This window comes from Planococcus donghaensis MPA1U2, from assembly GCF_000189395.1.
GTDB classification, from domain to species: Bacteria; Bacillota; Bacilli; order Bacillales_A; family Planococcaceae; genus Planococcus; species Planococcus donghaensis_B.
On sequence record NZ_AEPB01000019.1, the window covers coordinates 12,423 to 28,587 of the forward strand.

Consider the following 16,165-nt stretch of genomic DNA (forward strand, 5'->3'; position numbering starts at 1 on the left):
AAAGTCCGATAGGCTAGACTTGTTTAATAGAATTATTTTTGGAGGTGCACTATGGCGAAGTATATAGGCAAGCGTTTAATTTATATGGTGATCACTCTAGCATTGATTGCTACATTTACTTTTTTCTTAATGAAAATTTTACCAGGTTCCCCCGTCGCTTCCGCAGATAAATTATCTCCAGAACAAAGGGCAGTTGTTGAAGCAAGATACGGATTGGATAAACCGCTTCCAGTTCAGTATTTCGATTATATGTTTGGTTTAGTACAAGGTGATTTAGGGATTTCCATTAACCAATTTAAAGGTGCGGACGTTACAGATGTCATTTTAAGCCGAATGGGTCCTTCAGCTCAAATAGGTTTCCAAGGAATGGTATTAGGTACCGTTTTAGGAATTCTTTTAGGAATGATTGCTGCTTTAAGGCAAAACACTTGGATTGACTATACGAGTACATTTGTTGCGATTGTCGGAATATCGATTCCTTCTTTCGTTTTCGCATCATTACTGCAGTATTGGTTCGGTTTAAAATGGGACTTGTTCCCTGTAGCTTTATGGAAAGATGGTTTTATGTCTAGTGTTCTACCATCTGTTGCATTAGCAATGTTCCCGCTTGCTACAGCAGCACGTTTTATCCGTACTGAAATGATTGAAGTTCTTGGGTCAGACTATATCACGTTAGCAAAAGCTAAAGGTGCGAGTGGCTCTGAAATTGCGTTCAAACATGCGTTCCGTAACGCATTAATTCCATTAATCACGGTATTAGGGCCAATGGCTGTAGCGATTCTTACAGGATCACTAGTTGTCGAACAAATTTTCGCAATACCTGGTATCGGGGAACAATTTGTTAAATCGATTATGGTAAATGACTTTGCCATCATCATGGGAACTACTATCTTCTTCTCGGTATTCCTAATTGTGATTATCTTGCTAGTAGATATTTTGTATGGTGTCATTGATCCCCGTATCCGTCTTTCAGGAGGTAAAAATTAATGACTCAGAAATTTGATAAAATCCCAGAACTGCCAAAAGGTTCGTTTGAACGAATTACGTTGGATGCTAAACAAGCGGAGCGTATTACAAAGCCGAGTGTTAGCTTTTGGCAGGATGCTTGGTATCGTATTCGTAAAAATAAAGGTGCTTTGCTTAGCTTAATTTTATTTGGGCTAATCGTAATTATGTCATTTTTAGGACCAGTTATCAGTCCTTACGAGCCAAATGCTCAAACGATTACTCACGCAAACTTACCGCCAAAAGTTCCTGGTATTGAAAAGTTAGGAATTCTTAATGGTGTTGGTACGTTGGGTGGAGAAAAAGTTGACTTATATGAACTGAAAAATGTTGAAGTTAATTATTGGTTTGGAACGGATGGCCTTGGACGCGATATGTTTTCTCGTGTTTGGAAAGGAACTCAAGTGTCCTTATTTATTGCCTTTGTAGCAGCTGCTATCGACATGCTGATTGGAGTAATTTATGGAGGCGTTTCGGGTTACTTTGGTGGGCGCGTCGATGATATTATGCAACGTATCGTTGAAATTTTAACGGGTATTCCAAACTTAGTAGTAGTTATTCTCTTTATCTTAATCATGGACCCAGGGATACTGGCCATCATTATTGCCTTGACCATCACGGGTTGGACTGGAATGTCCCGAGTTGTTCGTGGCCAAGTTCTTAAATACAAGAGCCAAGAATTCGTTTTGGCAGCGCGTACACTAGGAGCTAGTGATAGCCGTATTATTTGGAAGCATTTAATGCCGAACGTTTTAGGCGTAATCATCATCAATACGATGTTTACGATTCCAAGTGCTATTTTCTTCGAGGCTTTTTTAAGCTTTATCGGACTGGGGCTTCAAGCACCAGATGCATCACTTGGAACGTTGATTAACGATGGGTATGCATTAATTCAATTTGCGCCACATATTTTAGCGTTCCCGGCCATTTTGTTGAGTTTAATCATGATTGCATTTAACTTGATTGGTGATGGACTTCGTGATGCCCTCGATCCGAAGATGAAAGATTAAGGAGGAAAGTTAAAATGGAGAAAATTTTACAAGTAAAAGACCTTGAACTTTCCTTTAACACCCAAGCTGGGGAAGTTAAAGCGATACGCGGGGTTAACTTTGATTTAAATAAAGGTGAAACTTTAGCAATCGTTGGAGAGTCGGGATCAGGAAAATCTGTTACGACAAAATCCATTATGCGTTTGCTGCCAGAACAATCAGCAGAATTTAAAAATGGTGAAATTTTATTTGGTGGTCGTGATTTGACAAAGTTGAGCGACAAAGAAATGCAAAAAATTCGCGGAAAAGAAATTTCGATGATTTTCCAAGATCCAATGACTTCTTTGAACCCGACAATGCCAATTGGTCGCCAATTAACAGAGCCATTATTAAAGCACCAAAAAATCAGCAAAACTGAAGCGAAAAAAGTAGCGATTGACTTGTTGCGTTTAGTTGGTATGCCAAAGCCTGAATTGCGTATGAAGCAATACCCACACCAATTCTCGGGTGGTCAGCGTCAACGTATTGTAATTGCTATCTCATTAGCTTGTAATCCAAAGATTTTAATCGCAGATGAACCTACAACTGCACTTGATGTTACGATTCAAGCACAAATTCTTGAATTAATGAAAGACTTGCAGAAAAAAATCGATACTTCTATTATTTTCATTACGCATGATCTTGGTGTAGTGGCGAACGTTGCAGATCGTGTAGCGGTTATGTACGGCGGCAAAATTGTTGAAATTGGAACAGTTGATGAAGTATTTTACAATCCGCAACATCCTTATACTTGGGGCTTATTAAGTTCAATGCCTTCGTTAGATACGGAAGATGCAAAATTGTATGCAATTCCTGGAACACCTCCTGATTTATTGGATCCACCAAAAGGAGATGCTTTTGCACTTCGCAGTGAATATGCACTAAAAATTGATATGGAGCAAAATCCTCCATTCTTTAAAGTTAGTGAGACACACTCGGCTGCAACATGGTTATTGCATCCAGATGCACCTCAAGTAGAACCGCCATTGACGGTTATTGAGCGCATGAAGAAATTCCCAGGAAGCAGATATTATGAAGGGGGCGCGGTGTAATGGCTGAGAAATTACTCGAAATTAAAAACCTGAAACAATATTTCAATATCGGTAAGGCAAATGAAGTCCGCGCAGTAGATGATATTAGCTTCGATATTTACAGAGGAGAAACTTTAGGTTTAGTTGGCGAATCTGGTTGTGGGAAATCTACAACGGGTCGTTCAATTATTCGTTTATACGATGCTACTGACGGTGATGTATTCTATGAAGGTGAAAATGTTCATGGGAAAAAATCGAAACAAGATTTGAAAAAATTCAATCGTAAAATGCAGATGATCTTCCAAGATCCTTATGCATCTCTAAATCAGCGCATGAAAGTTATGGATATTATTGCAGAAGGCATTGATATCCATGGCTTAGCAAAAGATCAAACAGAGCGTAAAAAGATGGTTTATGATTTGTTAGAAACTGTTGGATTAAACAAAGAGCATGCGAACCGTTATCCACATGAATTCTCAGGTGGGCAACGTCAACGCCTTGGAATTGCTCGTGCTTTAGCAGTAGATCCTGATTTCATCATTGCCGATGAGCCAATCTCTGCACTAGATGTTTCGATTCAAGCACAGGTCGTAAACTTATTGAAAGAACTTCAAGTTGAAAAAGGATTAACATTCCTATTTATCGCACATGATTTATCGATGGTTAAATACATTTCTGATCGTATCGGAGTTATGTACTTTGGTAAATTAGTAGAATTAGCACCTGCAGAAGAGTTATACAACAACCCATTGCATCCATATACGCAATCATTGTTGTCTGCGATTCCACTTCCAGATCCAAACTATGAGCGCAACCGGGTTCGTAAATCATACGATCCTGCTGTTCATGAATACACAAAAGCTGACGATGTTCGAATGAGAGAAATCAGCCCTGGACATTTTGTTCAATGTTCAGAGCGTGAACTTGAGTCAATCAAAGCAGCTGCAGTAACTAAATAAAAAAACGATGTCCTTTGGGGCATCGTTTTTTTGTTTTGAATATATTTTGTTTTGGAGCAATTAGTTTACTTTAAGTAGTCAGAAAAATGATAGAATGGAAGAACAATGGATATCGCAAAACAACTGGATTTTTAATCCATAATAGTACGACAATAATTTCAAATGCTAAAGTAAAAAAGGAGTGATGAAAATGACCACAACCTGGAAATGGTTAGCTATTTGTGCAGTAAGTATTGGTTTAGCAAATACAGGAAACGTTCATGCAGCTGAACAAGATACAACGCCAGACTTTACGCCACGAACTTACCACACCGTCCAACTTGATTCACAAGTGCTAGCATCATCTGGTTTATTTAAGTTTGATTCAGGACTTGAATTTACTTATCCTGATGCCGTTCGAGGCATTTTCGTTACAGCTCATTCTGCTGGAGGAGAACGATTCGATTCGCTAATCAATCTTGTAGAGACAACAGACTTAAACACCATGGTAATTGATATAAAAGAAGATTTAGGTCATTTAACATACATACCTGAAGAAGGTTCTTCGTTAGCAGAACTAGAGATTGGTCAAAGACTGATAAAGGATCCAAGAGGAATGTTAGAAAAGTTAGAAGAAAAAGAGATCTATCCGATCGCACGCGTCGTTGTATTTAAAGATACCGTGTTAGCGGAAAGTCGACATGACTTGACCTTTATGGACGGAGATCAAGTATGGAAGAATAACCGCGGTGACTCATTTGTAAATCCGTTTCTTAAGGAAGTTTGGGATTACAATGTGCAAATTGCCATTGAAGCAGCAAAGCTAGGTTTTAAAGAAGTTCAGTTTGATTATGTCCGCTTTCCAGAAGGATTTGAACGACGGGCAGATGATTTAAACTACTCATTTGGTGAATATGAGGATTCTAAGGCTGACTCTGTACAAAGAAGAGTAGAAGCGGTAACAGACTTTGTTGCGTACGCAAAAGAGCAATTAGAACCTTATGGAGTAGAAGTATCGGTTGATATATTTGGCTATGCTGCGACATTGCCAGAAGCCCCTGGCATTGGTCAAAATTTCTCGAAAATCTCGGAAAATGTAGATGTTATTTCATCGATGATTTATCCAAGTCATTGGACGTCGTATTTTGGTATTGCTAAGCCAGATCTAGAACCTTATCAATTGGTAAGTGAATATGCAAAAGTAGAAAATGAAGTTTTAAGCGCATTAGAAAATCCACCTGTTTCAAGACCTTGGCTACAAGATTTTACAGCAAGTTATTTAGGGGCAGGCAATTACAAGCGGTATGGAAAAGAGGAAGTAGAAGCGCAGATTAAAGCTTTAAATGAGCAAGGGATAGAAGAATTTCTTCTTTGGAACGCAGGAAACTCTTATTCAAAAGGCGTAGACTATACACCTTGATCTCTTTATAAACACAATGAGTATTTCTTTATAAAAGTTTCGTTATTACGAAACTTTTATGTTTTTCAAACGTAGTATATAAGTGTAGAACATATTTTCAAAAAGAATTTGTAAATGAGAATAAAAAAGTATAGTTTGGAAGTTTGCGACAGCTTTAAATGGGGTAAATTTATTATGTAGCAGTAAATATATAATGAATATATAGTCAAATTGTGACAAAAAGCTTGTAAATTAAAATTTTTATAAAGATACACTATTAAATCAACTACATCCGTTGTATAATGAATGTAGAGCCTCTAAACTATAATGATTCTAAATTGGAAAATGAATTACATTAAATTTTCATGAATCCGAAAGGAAGTGCTCCACTATGATGGTTACACTATTTACTTCTCCGAGCTGCACATCTTGCAGAAAAGCAAAAGCTTGGCTTGAGGAACACGACATTCCATATACAGAACGCAATATTTTCTCTGAGCCACTTACAATTAGTGAAATCAAAGAAATTTTACGTATGACTGAAGACGGTACAGATGAAATTATCTCTACACGTTCTAAAATATTCCAAAAATTGAATGTAGATGTTGAAAGTTTACCACTTCAGCGTTTATATGAGCTGATTCAAGAACACCCTGGATTGCTTCGCCGTCCGATTATTATGGATGAGAAACGTCTACAGGTCGGGTACAATGAGGATGAGATTCGTCGATTCCTACCGCGTAAAGTTAGAGCTTATCAGTTGCTAGAAGCTCAGCGAATGGTAAACTAACAATAATCACACGAGCTGTCCGGTCTTTATGGTATTTCATAAGAGATCTCGGGCAGCTTTTCTTTATATTAAATTAGTTGCATTTATCAGTTAAGTACATTAAACTCTATGTACTTGCAATTGAGTAAGATAATAGGCATAAACTTTTTCTTTAGTTATAAATAAAGTTATACTAGTTAGAAGTAACATAGCACGGCTCTGAGTAATGTTCTCTTAGTCCAAACCGTAAAGGAGAGGTGTAAAATGGAAATAGAACGCATAAACGATAACACAGTTAAATTTTACATTTCCTATCTCGACGTTGAAGAGCGAGGGTTTAGCCGTGACGAAATCTGGTTTAACAGAGATAAAAGTGAAGAGCTTTTTTGGGAAATGATGGATGAAGTAAACGAAGAAGCCGATTTCGTAATGGAAGGTCCGCTGTGGATCCAAGTCCAAGCAATGGAAAAAGGTCTTGAGGTTACCGTGACACGCGCTCAACTAACAAAAGATGGGCAAAAACTTGACTTGCCCGATGATATAGAAGAACGCCGTAAAATGTTTGCAAGTGAAGACACGGAGACACCGGAATTTGATGAATTCGAACCTGTCTTCGACGAACCGGAAGTTAAGAAACTTGAATATACATTTGTTTTTTCAGAAGTGGAAGAATTGCTACCCATTGCACGCCGCTTAATTTACGTGCCAATTGAGTCTTCAGTGTACCATTTCGAAAATAAATACTACTTGCATACGAGTTTTGATGAAGTACTTCACTCAGAAGAAGACATTAAAAATAATGTCAGCATTATCTCTGAGTACTTGCGTTCATCTCCCGTGACGATACATCGACTTGAAGAATATGGGAAACCTGTTTTTGAAGAAGATGCACTCGCAAATATCCTTCATTATTTTGGCTAAGATCTCCTTTATAGGAGATCTTTTTTTATTGCCAAAATGCTTTATTTTTCATAAACTGGAAAAAAGGAGAGTGATTTGTATATTAGTCGCAACAACGACACGCCAACAGTTGTTTTATTTAACTGGGGAGTACTCGCGAAAGGAATTGCTAGAAATTCGTCTGCGCGAAAAATTTTTCTGTCCCACTTGTCATGCTCCATTGCTTTTGAAAATTGGAGAAATCAATATTCCTCATTTTGCACACAAAACTCTTTCAGACTGCCAACATTTCAGCGAACCAGAATCCTCTTTACATCTACATGGAAAGCTTCTTCTTTACCAATTCTTCCACCAGTTAAACTTCAAAGCTGAATTAGAAAAATACTTATCGGAAATTCGTCAACGAGCAGATTTATTAATCGACGAACGGTATGCCGTTGAGTTTCAATGTAGCCCGCTACCTGTTTCGCAGCTACTACAACGCTCTAAAGGTTATCAACAACTCAGTATATCTCCTATTTGGTTAAAGGGTTTAAAAGAGCCTTGTCTTGAAGGAATAGGACTATTACATCTTAAGGTACATGAAGTGGCTATGATGCAATACGCTGGTCAACTTCCGTACATCTTATTATTTTGCCCATTGGATAATCGGTTTTATTATTATTCGAATTTGTTTTACGTCAGTTCAAGTAGGTGGGTAGGAAAAACCAAATCGCTTTCGGCAACAAAACAAATTTTCCCGTTTGCATTGCCAAAGCCATTATCAAAAGAAGAATTTAAACGTGTAATAGGCATTTTTTATCATGTAAAAAAACAATACATTCACAGTCAATTATATGCAGGCAATCGAGTTGGAAATCTATATTGTCGCTTGTGTTATGAGTTGCGTTTAGACGTTACAAATGTGCCTGACTTATTTGGCATCCCGTTACTAGGTGCGGAATGTTTTAAGCAGCCTGCAGTTCTATGGCAATTGCAAGTTGTAGAAGCTCATATGAGAGGTGTAAGCATTAGGCGATTGATCTATTCAGGTAGGTTAGCTTTAAACGATACCAAAAAAGAGCAGCAAGCAATTACTCTTGCAGAGGATTATATTGCGCTTTATTTAAAATACAAAAACGACACTATCGATAATTCCAATATTTTGGATATTTGCTATGATATCTATTGCAAAAACGTGAGAAAATTGAGAAAATAAGATGTAGTTCGTTTCCCGAAAGAACGGGATAGAGGAGGAAATTAAATGGCTGAGAAAGTATTAACAAGAGAAGAAGTTCCAACAGAATTGACGTGGAAATTAGAGGATATATTTGAATCCGATGAACTTTGGGAAAAAGAGTTTGCAGAAGTGTCGGCTCTTAGCAACAAGGCAGAGTCATTTCAAGGAACGCTGCATGAAAGTGCCGAAGCGCTATACAAAGGAATGGTTTACCGAGATGAATTGACAGAGCGCTTAAGACGTCTTTATACGTATTCGCATATGCGTTACGACCAAGATACAACTAATTCTAAATATCAAGCATTAGATAGTCGGATTAAATCATTGTTCGCTAAAGTATCAGCGGGGTTGTCATTTATGACACCGGAAATTTTGGCGATTGAAGAATCTGTACTAAATGATTATGTAGAGAAACATGAAGGTTTGAGCTTATACAAGCAAGCTCTTGAAGAATTGAATTCAATGCGTCCGCATGTTTTGCCAGCAGAGCAAGAATCTTTGCTAGCACAAATGTCTGAAGTAAGCCGCGCATCTTCAGAAACGTTCGGCATGTTAAACAATGCCGATCTTGAGTTTCCGGAAATTGAAGATGAGTCAGGGGAAAAAGTACAAATTACACATGGCAATTATATTCGTTTTCTTGAAGGAAAAGATCGCCGTGTACGTGAAGATGCGTTTAAAGCTATTTATGCAACATACGGCAAATTCCGCAATACTTTTGCTTCTACTCTGTCAGGAAACATCAAAAAAGATAATGTCAGTGCACGAATTCGCAAATTTGAATCGGCACGTCAAGCGGCTTTAGCGGAAGATCATATTCCAGAAGCGGTATATGACAATTTGGTAGAAACCGTTAATAATAATCTTCATCTATTGCATCGCTATTCAGCTTTACGTAAAGAAGTGCTTGGACTGGATAAAGTGCATATGTGGGATTTGCACACGCCATTAGTGAAAGAAGTAAAAATGGAAATGCCTTATGAAAAAGCGACAGGCGTCATGCTTAATGGTCTTGAAGCTTTAGGGGAAGAATACGTAGGGATTGTTAAAGAAGGTATCGACAATCGCTGGGTAGATGTTAAAGAAAACAAAGGTAAGCGCAGTGGAGCTTATTCATCAGGCGCATATGGTACCAACCCGTATATTTTGATGAACTGGCAAGACAATGTCGACAATTTGTATACATTGGCACATGAATTTGGTCATAGCGTTCATAGTTATTACACACGCAAAAACCAGCCATACGTGTATGGTGATTACTCAATTTTTGTTGCGGAAGTAGCTTCGACAACAAATGAAGCATTATTAAATGAGTATATGGTAAAGTCTACTGACGACGACCAAGAGCGTATTTACTTATTAAACCACTGGCTTGATGGCTTCCGTGGAACAGTGTTCCGTCAAACAATGTTTGCAGAGTTTGAACACTTGATTCACAAAATGGACCAAGATGGCGAAGCGTTAACAGCAGACCGGTTAACAGAAGTTTATTATGAATTAAACCAAAAATATTACGGACCAGATGTTGTGTCCGATGAAGAAATTGGTATGGAGTGGGCGCGTATCCCACACTTCTACTATAATTATTACGTCTTCCAATATGCTACAGGATTCAGTGCCGCGACAGCACTTAGCAAAGGAATCCTTGAAGAAGGACAACCTGCAGTCGATCGCTACATTAACGAATTTTTGAAAGCAGGAAGCTCGGATTACCCAATTGAAGTGTTGAAAAAAGCGGGTGTTGACATGACGCAGTCAAAAGCAATCGAAGAAGCGTGCATGGTATTTGAGCAAAAACTGAACGAACTTGAAAAACTTTTATTAAATAAATAAAGTGTTGAAAAAAGAAGCAACCCTCATAAGGTCGCTTCTTTTTGCTATACAAAAATAACAATATACCATCCGCTATAAAAGGGGGTATTGGTAATTATGACAAATTTGTGAAACTCCTTGTGAATTATTGATTTAACTATTATTCCGTGATAAGATTATGTTGTGAAATAAATCACATACAAACATACACCCCTTTGTTTGAGCGTGAACATTTCTCCCATCCCCTTTGTGTAATATAGAAAGGCGCCTTCCGGACGTGGAAGGCGCCTTTCACTTTTTCTTAAATGCATCCTAATTATTGGATATACTGTCGGTTTGTGATTGAATACTGTCCAAATCGGGCAAATACTGTCCAAATCACACAAAATACTGTCCAAATCACACAAAATACTGTCCAAATCCAAGAAATACTGTCGAAATCCAATTTGAACACATTTAGACACAATAAAAAAATAACCTGGCTCCCAAAAAGGGAGTCAGGTTATTTTACTTTCCATAAAGTTTCTTTTGGCATGGAGATGCGTTCTAGTTTTTGTTGCAGTACTTGTTTTTTTAGTTCACATTCTGCCGTTTGTTCAGAAATGTTATATATAGAAGCAATTTCTCTTGTGGCCATCGTCGTATATTTAGTGAAAAGATCATCTAAAGGAGGCGGGGTTTGACGATTCAAGCTTTCTTCTCCCATCATCTCCTGTAAAATTGTTTGGTATACATCGTATGAATAAAGTCCAGATACTTTTACACCTTCGTCTTCAATGCATTCATTAAAAAAGACAATGCTCGGCACTTCGTTGATCTCCATTTCACGGGTAATCTGTAAATCGCATTGGAACGCTTTTGCGGTATGTACAGAATGGAAGTCCGATTTAAACTCTTCTTGATCAAGTTCTGCTTCTTTAGCAATTTCCAACAAAACGCTATAAGAAGATACATCTTTTGATTGAAGGAATAAATGCTCTTGTAATTTATGCAAGAAACGGTTGCCAGAACGTTTTCCTTGAAGTTCCGCTGCTTTGATGGCTACAGAAGGCAACACAGGATGCGTCAAGTTTTCAGTGTCAATGTTTGCAGATAAAATGTTTTTATTTAAATTGAATAATTGTGTGCTTAACACAATTCGCATAGAAAAATAATGGCCATATTCGATTTGTAATTTCCGGATGACTCCTTGCAACTCCCAACATTCTGGGTTTAAGGGGTCGACAAAGACGTATAATTCCATTGGTTTAAAAGTATTCACAGGTTCGTGAACTTCTTCGACCAAATCTAAGTTGCTCACTCCAATTCCTCCTCACTATCAGACTCATTGACCATGTGATGGGCAGTTAAAACGAGTCGGTTGTATAAGGTTTCACGGAATTTCCCGCTTAGTCCCACTTCATCCATTGCTTCACTCATACACTCTAACCAAGCCTGAGCTCTAGCAGGTGTGATGGCGAACGGGTTATGTCTTGCTCTGAGTCTTGGATGACCATGTTCTTCTGAATAAATATTCGGTCCACCTAGATATTGAGTTAAAAATTGTTTTTGTTTACGGGCGGTTTCTGAAAGGTCATTTGGAAAAATAGGCTGCAGCTTTGGATGTGCCGCTACGCGAGCATAAAATGCGTCGACTAACTGTGATAATGTTTCCGCACCAATCTCATCGTACGGAATAATCGGTTTTCCAGTCATCATCGTGTCTCCTTTGCTTTAGCTGTAAATACATTCTACCAACGGATCCCGAATATCTCAAACAAATCGATTGAGGACATGGGAAAAATAGGATAAGAAATTATTCGTCTTTAGTAGAATTCAAAGCAGAATTCATAAAACGTGCTATTTTTTTATGTGCTGGACGTTCTGGAATTTCTTGCTCTTTTAAGAAGTTTGAAAATTGATGACGCCCAATTTCTTCATCAGAAACTTCAAATTCCAATTCAAAGTCTTCGTGTCCGTTGTATTCAGAGTGATCAATTACCAATAAGCCATCAAGAAAATCAAATTCGACGCGATGAGTGGTTAATGTTCCAATCAGATTTAACTGTGCAGGCGAGACATCTAAGGTTTGAAGAGCTTCTGCCACTTCAGTTGCGTCAAAGCTGGTTAATGCAAGCATGCGTTGCGCCTGTTCTTTAGTCAACTGATCCGTGATTTCATAATGACCAACAGGAGCAGGAGTTTTTAATGTACATTCAAATCGCTCGTTTTTATGGCGAATACGAAGTGCGCTGAGCTGCTTTTTTAGTTGGAAATCAGCTGTATCAAAATAATGATTGTGTTGAGTGATCGGACCATTATGGAATTCGGCAAAATCTTCTAGCAAACGGCTATATTCTTGTTGGGTTAGCATGTTTTTAAATTCAATTTCAAGCTCTTTTGTCATTGGAAGCACCTCTCTAGTAATTTCATTATCGGATAGTTTAGCGCAAACTGCAACGAATGACAGAGCTGTGGTAAAATATCATTATTAAGAAGCCAGAAAGGAAGGTTTGATTTGCATAAATTTGTGGCAGTAAAAGAAACTGTAATCAATGGAAATGAAATCGAGTTTATCATCGAAGAAACTGAACCTGCAGAAGCACTTGAGGCATCTGGTCAAATGCTTACAGATTCCGATAACCAAGCGTTTGTTTACTTGTTGGATACAGGAACAGATTATATATATGTTCAGTTTGCTATACATACATGGACAGCGATGACGAAAGCGCTAGAATTGAAAAATGTTCCGCTTTTAATATGGGGTAAACAAATTATGCCACTCGCAGAGTTTCACGAGGAATTATTGATGCTTGTGGACAATATAGAAGGCAACGACAATTACGGTGAAAAGTTCCGTACTGCTGTAGAGCAAACATTTCATGAGGCACTTGCTTCACGATCTTAATAGTAGTGAGGAGGACTTGAGATGGGTCAATGGAATCGTTTTTTAGCGCCATATAAAGAAGCAGTGGACGAATTAAAAGTGAAATTTAAAGGAATGCGCAGTCAATTCGAAAATGAAAATACAAATTCGCCAATTGAGTTTGTTACGGGACGCGTTAAACCTTTAGCTAGTATTTACGATAAAACATTAGAAAAAGGCATTCCATTTGAACCTTCTGAGAAATTGGCTCATCAGTTACAAGACATTGCTGGGATTCGAATGATGTGTCAGTTTGTCGGGGATATTGAGACTGTCGTTGGCTTGTTAAGACAACGAAAAGATTTGCGGATTATCGAAGAAAAAGATTATATTTCGAATGAGAAACAAAGTGGCTATCGCTCGTATCATGTCATTGTGGAATATCCAGTTCAAACGATTAATGGCGAGCAATTGATTTTAGCCGAAATCCAAATACGCACATTAGCGATGAATTTTTGGGCTTCAATTGAGCATTCCTTGAATTACAAATATAAAGGTGTTTTTCCAGAAGAGATAAAAAACCGACTGCAACGTGCAGCAGAAGCGGCATTCCAGTTAGACGAAGAAATGTCGCAAATACGGGATGAAATACAAGAAGCACAAGCTTATTTCACTGAGTTTAAAGACTCACCTGGAACGCATTTTCGAAACGATAGAGAGGGAGGTCGAGCAGAACGATGAAATTTCATATCATATCGAGAACAGACAAATTATCCAATGAATTGATGGCCACTGCAAAGGATTATCTAGAGGATTTTGGCATGGAGTGGAATGAGGAATCGCCAGACGTTGTGTTGTCAATTGGTGGGGACGGAACCTTGCTACACGCTTTCCATAAATACAGTGAGAAACTAGCGGATGTAGCCTTTGTGGGAATACATACAGGCCACCTTGGGTTTTATGCCGATTGGAAACCAATCGAAATCGAAAAATTAGTTTTGTCTATTGCTAAAAAAGAATATGAAGTGATCGAATACCCATTGTTAGAAGTGAGTATTCACTATCAAAACTTAGATGATCCTGCTGTGTATTTGGCTTTAAATGAATCTACTGTCAAATCGCCAGACGTTACATTGGTAATGGATGTCTTTTTAAACGAAAGTCATTTTGAACGTTTTAGAGGAGATGGATTGTGCATGTCGACTCCTTCAGGGAGTACAGCTTATAACAAAGCATTAGGCGGAGCCATTATTCATCCATCTTTGCAAGCTATGCAGTTAACAGAAATGGCATCGATTAATAACCGGGTTTTTCGAACAGTGGGATCGCCATTAGTGTTGCCTGCCCATCATAGATGTGCATTGCGACCAGTTAAAGCTCCTGACTTTATGGTAACGGTTGATCATTTGCAATTGCTTCATAAAGATGTGAAATCAATTGAATACAGAGTGGCTGACGAAAAAGTGCGATTTGCCCGTTTCCGATCATTTCCATTCTGGCAACGCGTTCATGATTCCTTTATCGACAGCGAGAGTTCAGAGTGAACACGATGAAACCTTTTCAATTAACCTATACCGCTGAGCAACCAGGGATGCTTCGTGAGGCGTTAGGCGCTTGGGGCATCTCTAAACGAACGCTAGCTTCTGTCAAATATAGCGGGGGACAGATTTTAGTTAATGGTCAGGAAGTAACGGTTAGGCATGTCCTAGAAAAAGGAGATGCTGTAACCGTTATTTTTCCGAATGAAGAACATGGCAAAGGGTTACTTGCAGAAGATGGTGACTTGGAAATTGTTTACGAAGATGAAGTGTTGCTGATCGTAGAAAAGCCACCGTTGCAAAATACCATTCCATCTCGTGAACATCCATTTGGTAGCTTGGCCAATATTGTAGCGAAACATTTTAATGACCATGGAATTCCTTCGACTTTGCATATTGCAACTCGACTCGATCGTGATACTTCTGGACTTGTGTGCATTGCGAAAAACCGCCACATTCATCATATGATTTCTCAGCAGCAGCAAGAGAAAAAGATGAAGCGACGGTATGAGGCGCTAGTTCACGGACAAATTGATAAAACTGAATTTACGATAACGGCTCCAATTGGACGAAAAAATACAAGCATTATCGAGCGGGAAGTGCGTGAAGATGGCCAATTTGCTGAAACCGAAGTTCGTGTGCTCGAAAATTTGCAAGGCTATGCGCATGTTAGCTTGCAATTAAATACAGGAAGAACACATCAAATTCGCGTTCATTTGGCTCATATCGGTCATCCTTTAGTTGGAGATGACTTGTATGGAGGCAAACGAGATTTAGTGAACCGTCAAGCGTTGCATTGTACGGAGCTTGAATTGATTCATCCGGTTTCAGGAAAGCCGCTATTTTTTCATTCGGCATTAAATGACGATATGCAATCTTTGCTTTAATCGTACTTGTAAAAACGATCAGGTTGATACGGTTGTAGAGAAGGAACGGAAACGGTCTTTTTTTCGGGAAAACGAAAAGCACTGAGCGCACCGCCGAAAACACAACCCGTATCAATATTAACGGTGTTGTTGTTAAAATAAGGCTTTTCCGTGGGTGTATGACCATATACGACCCATTTATGCCCTTTATAAGATTTAGCCCAGTTGCGACGAACAGGTCGTCCATCAGAATGGAATTTCCCGGTTATATCACCATATAATACAAATACTGCGATGCCTCTGCTCAATGGTTTGCCAATCATTTCGGCTTTCAAGCCAGCGTGAGCAATGATTAAATCGTTGTCAAACTGTTGATAATGCGGAAGTTGTTCATAAAACTGGAGATAGCGTTTTTTAAATTGCTGTTTTTCTAAAGAAGGCAACTGTTCCCATTCCGCTACGGTCATTTCTAGACCGTGAGCTAATTGAACAGGATGTCCTTTGAAAAAACGGTACAGTTTATTGCAATGATTTCCTGGCGAATAATAAAGGCTGTTTTCGTCTTGCAACGCAAACAACAAGCGCAACACATTTAATGATTCAGGGCCACGGTCCATGGCATCGCCGACAAAAGCGAGTTTTCTGTTTTCAGGATGAACAAAAATGGCCCCTTGTTGCTTGTAGCCTAATTGTTCAATGAGTAACAGTAACTCCTGGTAACAACCGTGAATATCCCCGATAATATCAAATTTCATCCTACACACCTCTTTGTTTAAAAATTTACTATACATAACACTGGTGTAACGTATAGACTA

Annotated in this window: 17 protein-coding genes; 13 read left to right on the forward strand and 4 right to left on the reverse strand. The window is 38.5% G+C overall.

Annotation, left to right across the window (positions count from 1 at the left end):
• Positions 1-51 precede the first annotated feature (51 nt).
• The 9 genes from opp3b to pepF all read left to right on the forward strand — a co-directional run bounded on the left by opp3b (position 52) and on the right by pepF (position 10,122).
• On the forward strand, positions 52-987 hold the full coding sequence (gene opp3b, locus GPDM_RS05355; protein WP_008429730.1) for an oligopeptide ABC transporter permease: 936 nt from the start codon (positions 52-54) through the stop codon (positions 985-987).
• Complete coding sequence (opp3C, locus tag GPDM_RS05360; protein ID WP_008429732.1) at positions 987-2,015, forward strand: oligopeptide ABC transporter permease; 1,029 nt, start codon at positions 987-989, stop codon at positions 2,013-2,015. Before opp3b ends, opp3C begins: the two co-directional genes overlap by 1 nt.
• 14 nt (positions 2,016-2,029) lie before the next feature.
• Complete coding sequence (locus GPDM_RS05365) at positions 2,030-3,085, forward strand: ABC transporter ATP-binding protein (RefSeq protein WP_008429734.1); 1,056 nt, start codon at positions 2,030-2,032, stop codon at positions 3,083-3,085.
• The gene (locus GPDM_RS05370) at positions 3,085-4,023 is read left to right on the forward strand and encodes an ABC transporter ATP-binding protein (protein ID WP_008429736.1); all 939 of its coding nucleotides are present in this window, start codon (positions 3,085-3,087) and stop codon (positions 4,021-4,023) included. The genes GPDM_RS05365 and GPDM_RS05370 overlap by 1 nt, the downstream gene beginning before the upstream one ends.
• A 190-nt stretch (positions 4,024-4,213) precedes the next feature.
• Positions 4,214-5,422 carry a putative glycoside hydrolase gene (locus GPDM_RS05375; RefSeq protein ID WP_008429738.1) on the forward strand — a complete coding sequence of 403 codons (1,209 nt, stop codon included), beginning with the start codon at positions 4,214-4,216 and terminating at the stop codon, positions 5,420-5,422.
• A gap of 373 nt (positions 5,423-5,795) precedes the next feature.
• Positions 5,796-6,191: a transcriptional regulator SpxA gene (gene spxA, locus GPDM_RS05380; RefSeq protein ID WP_008429739.1), complete on the forward strand. Its 396-nt coding sequence runs from the start codon at positions 5,796-5,798 to the stop codon at positions 6,189-6,191.
• 243 nt (positions 6,192-6,434) lie between these two features.
• Positions 6,435-7,091, forward strand: a complete 657-nt coding sequence (gene mecA / locus GPDM_RS05385) for an adaptor protein MecA (protein WP_008429741.1) — start codon at positions 6,435-6,437, stop codon at positions 7,089-7,091.
• A complete protein-coding gene (locus GPDM_RS05390) occupies positions 7,057-8,268 on the forward strand; it encodes a competence protein CoiA (RefSeq protein WP_237704139.1) in 1,212 nt (403 codons plus the stop codon). The genes mecA and GPDM_RS05390 overlap by 35 nt, the downstream gene beginning before the upstream one ends.
• A gap of 45 nt (positions 8,269-8,313) precedes the next feature.
• Positions 8,314-10,122 (forward strand): oligoendopeptidase F, encoded by a 1,809-nt coding sequence (pepF, locus tag GPDM_RS05395; RefSeq protein ID WP_008429745.1) that lies wholly within the window; start codon positions 8,314-8,316, stop codon positions 10,120-10,122.
• A gap of 481 nt (positions 10,123-10,603) precedes the next feature.
• Here pepF and GPDM_RS05400 read toward each other — a convergent pair whose 3' ends face one another.
• From GPDM_RS05400 to GPDM_RS05410, 3 genes are all read right to left on the reverse strand, one after another.
• Complete coding sequence (locus tag GPDM_RS05400; protein ID WP_008429748.1) at positions 10,604-11,401, reverse strand: ClpXP adapter SpxH family protein; 798 nt, start codon at positions 11,399-11,401, stop codon at positions 10,604-10,606.
• Positions 11,398-11,796 (reverse strand): globin domain-containing protein, encoded by a 399-nt coding sequence (locus tag GPDM_RS05405; RefSeq protein ID WP_008429750.1) that lies wholly within the window; start codon positions 11,794-11,796, stop codon positions 11,398-11,400. Before GPDM_RS05405 ends, GPDM_RS05400 begins: the two co-directional genes overlap by 4 nt.
• 100 nt (positions 11,797-11,896) lie before the next feature.
• Entirely contained in the window at positions 11,897-12,487 is a 591-nt protein-coding gene (locus GPDM_RS05410; protein ID WP_008429752.1) for a CYTH domain-containing protein, read from the reverse strand.
• Positions 12,488-12,598: 111 nt separating this feature from the next.
• Between GPDM_RS05410 and GPDM_RS05415 the strand changes: the two genes are divergently transcribed.
• From GPDM_RS05415 to GPDM_RS05430, 4 genes are read left to right on the forward strand one after another with little or no spacing between them, the layout of a single operon-like run.
• Positions 12,599-12,988, forward strand: coding sequence for a UPF0738 family protein (locus GPDM_RS05415; RefSeq protein ID WP_008429754.1), 390 nt, complete (start codon positions 12,599-12,601; stop codon positions 12,986-12,988).
• A gap of 21 nt (positions 12,989-13,009) precedes the next feature.
• Entirely contained in the window at positions 13,010-13,687 is a 678-nt protein-coding gene (gene yjbM / locus GPDM_RS05420) for a GTP diphosphokinase (protein WP_008429756.1), read from the forward strand.
• Positions 13,684-14,490 carry an NAD kinase gene (locus GPDM_RS05425; protein ID WP_008429758.1) on the forward strand — a complete coding sequence of 269 codons (807 nt, stop codon included), beginning with the start codon at positions 13,684-13,686 and terminating at the stop codon, positions 14,488-14,490. Before yjbM ends, GPDM_RS05425 begins: the two co-directional genes overlap by 4 nt.
• Positions 14,491-14,495: 5 nt before the next feature.
• A complete protein-coding gene (locus GPDM_RS05430; protein WP_008429760.1) occupies positions 14,496-15,371 on the forward strand; it encodes an RluA family pseudouridine synthase in 876 nt (291 codons plus the stop codon).
• On the opposite strand, the gene prpE is transcribed toward GPDM_RS05430, so the two are convergent.
• Complete coding sequence (gene prpE, locus GPDM_RS05435) at positions 15,368-16,105, reverse strand: bis(5'-nucleosyl)-tetraphosphatase PrpE (RefSeq protein ID WP_008429762.1); 738 nt, start codon at positions 16,103-16,105, stop codon at positions 15,368-15,370. The two genes, GPDM_RS05430 and prpE, sit on opposite strands and share 4 nt — an antisense overlap.
• Between the last annotated feature and the right edge of the window lie 60 nt (positions 16,106-16,165).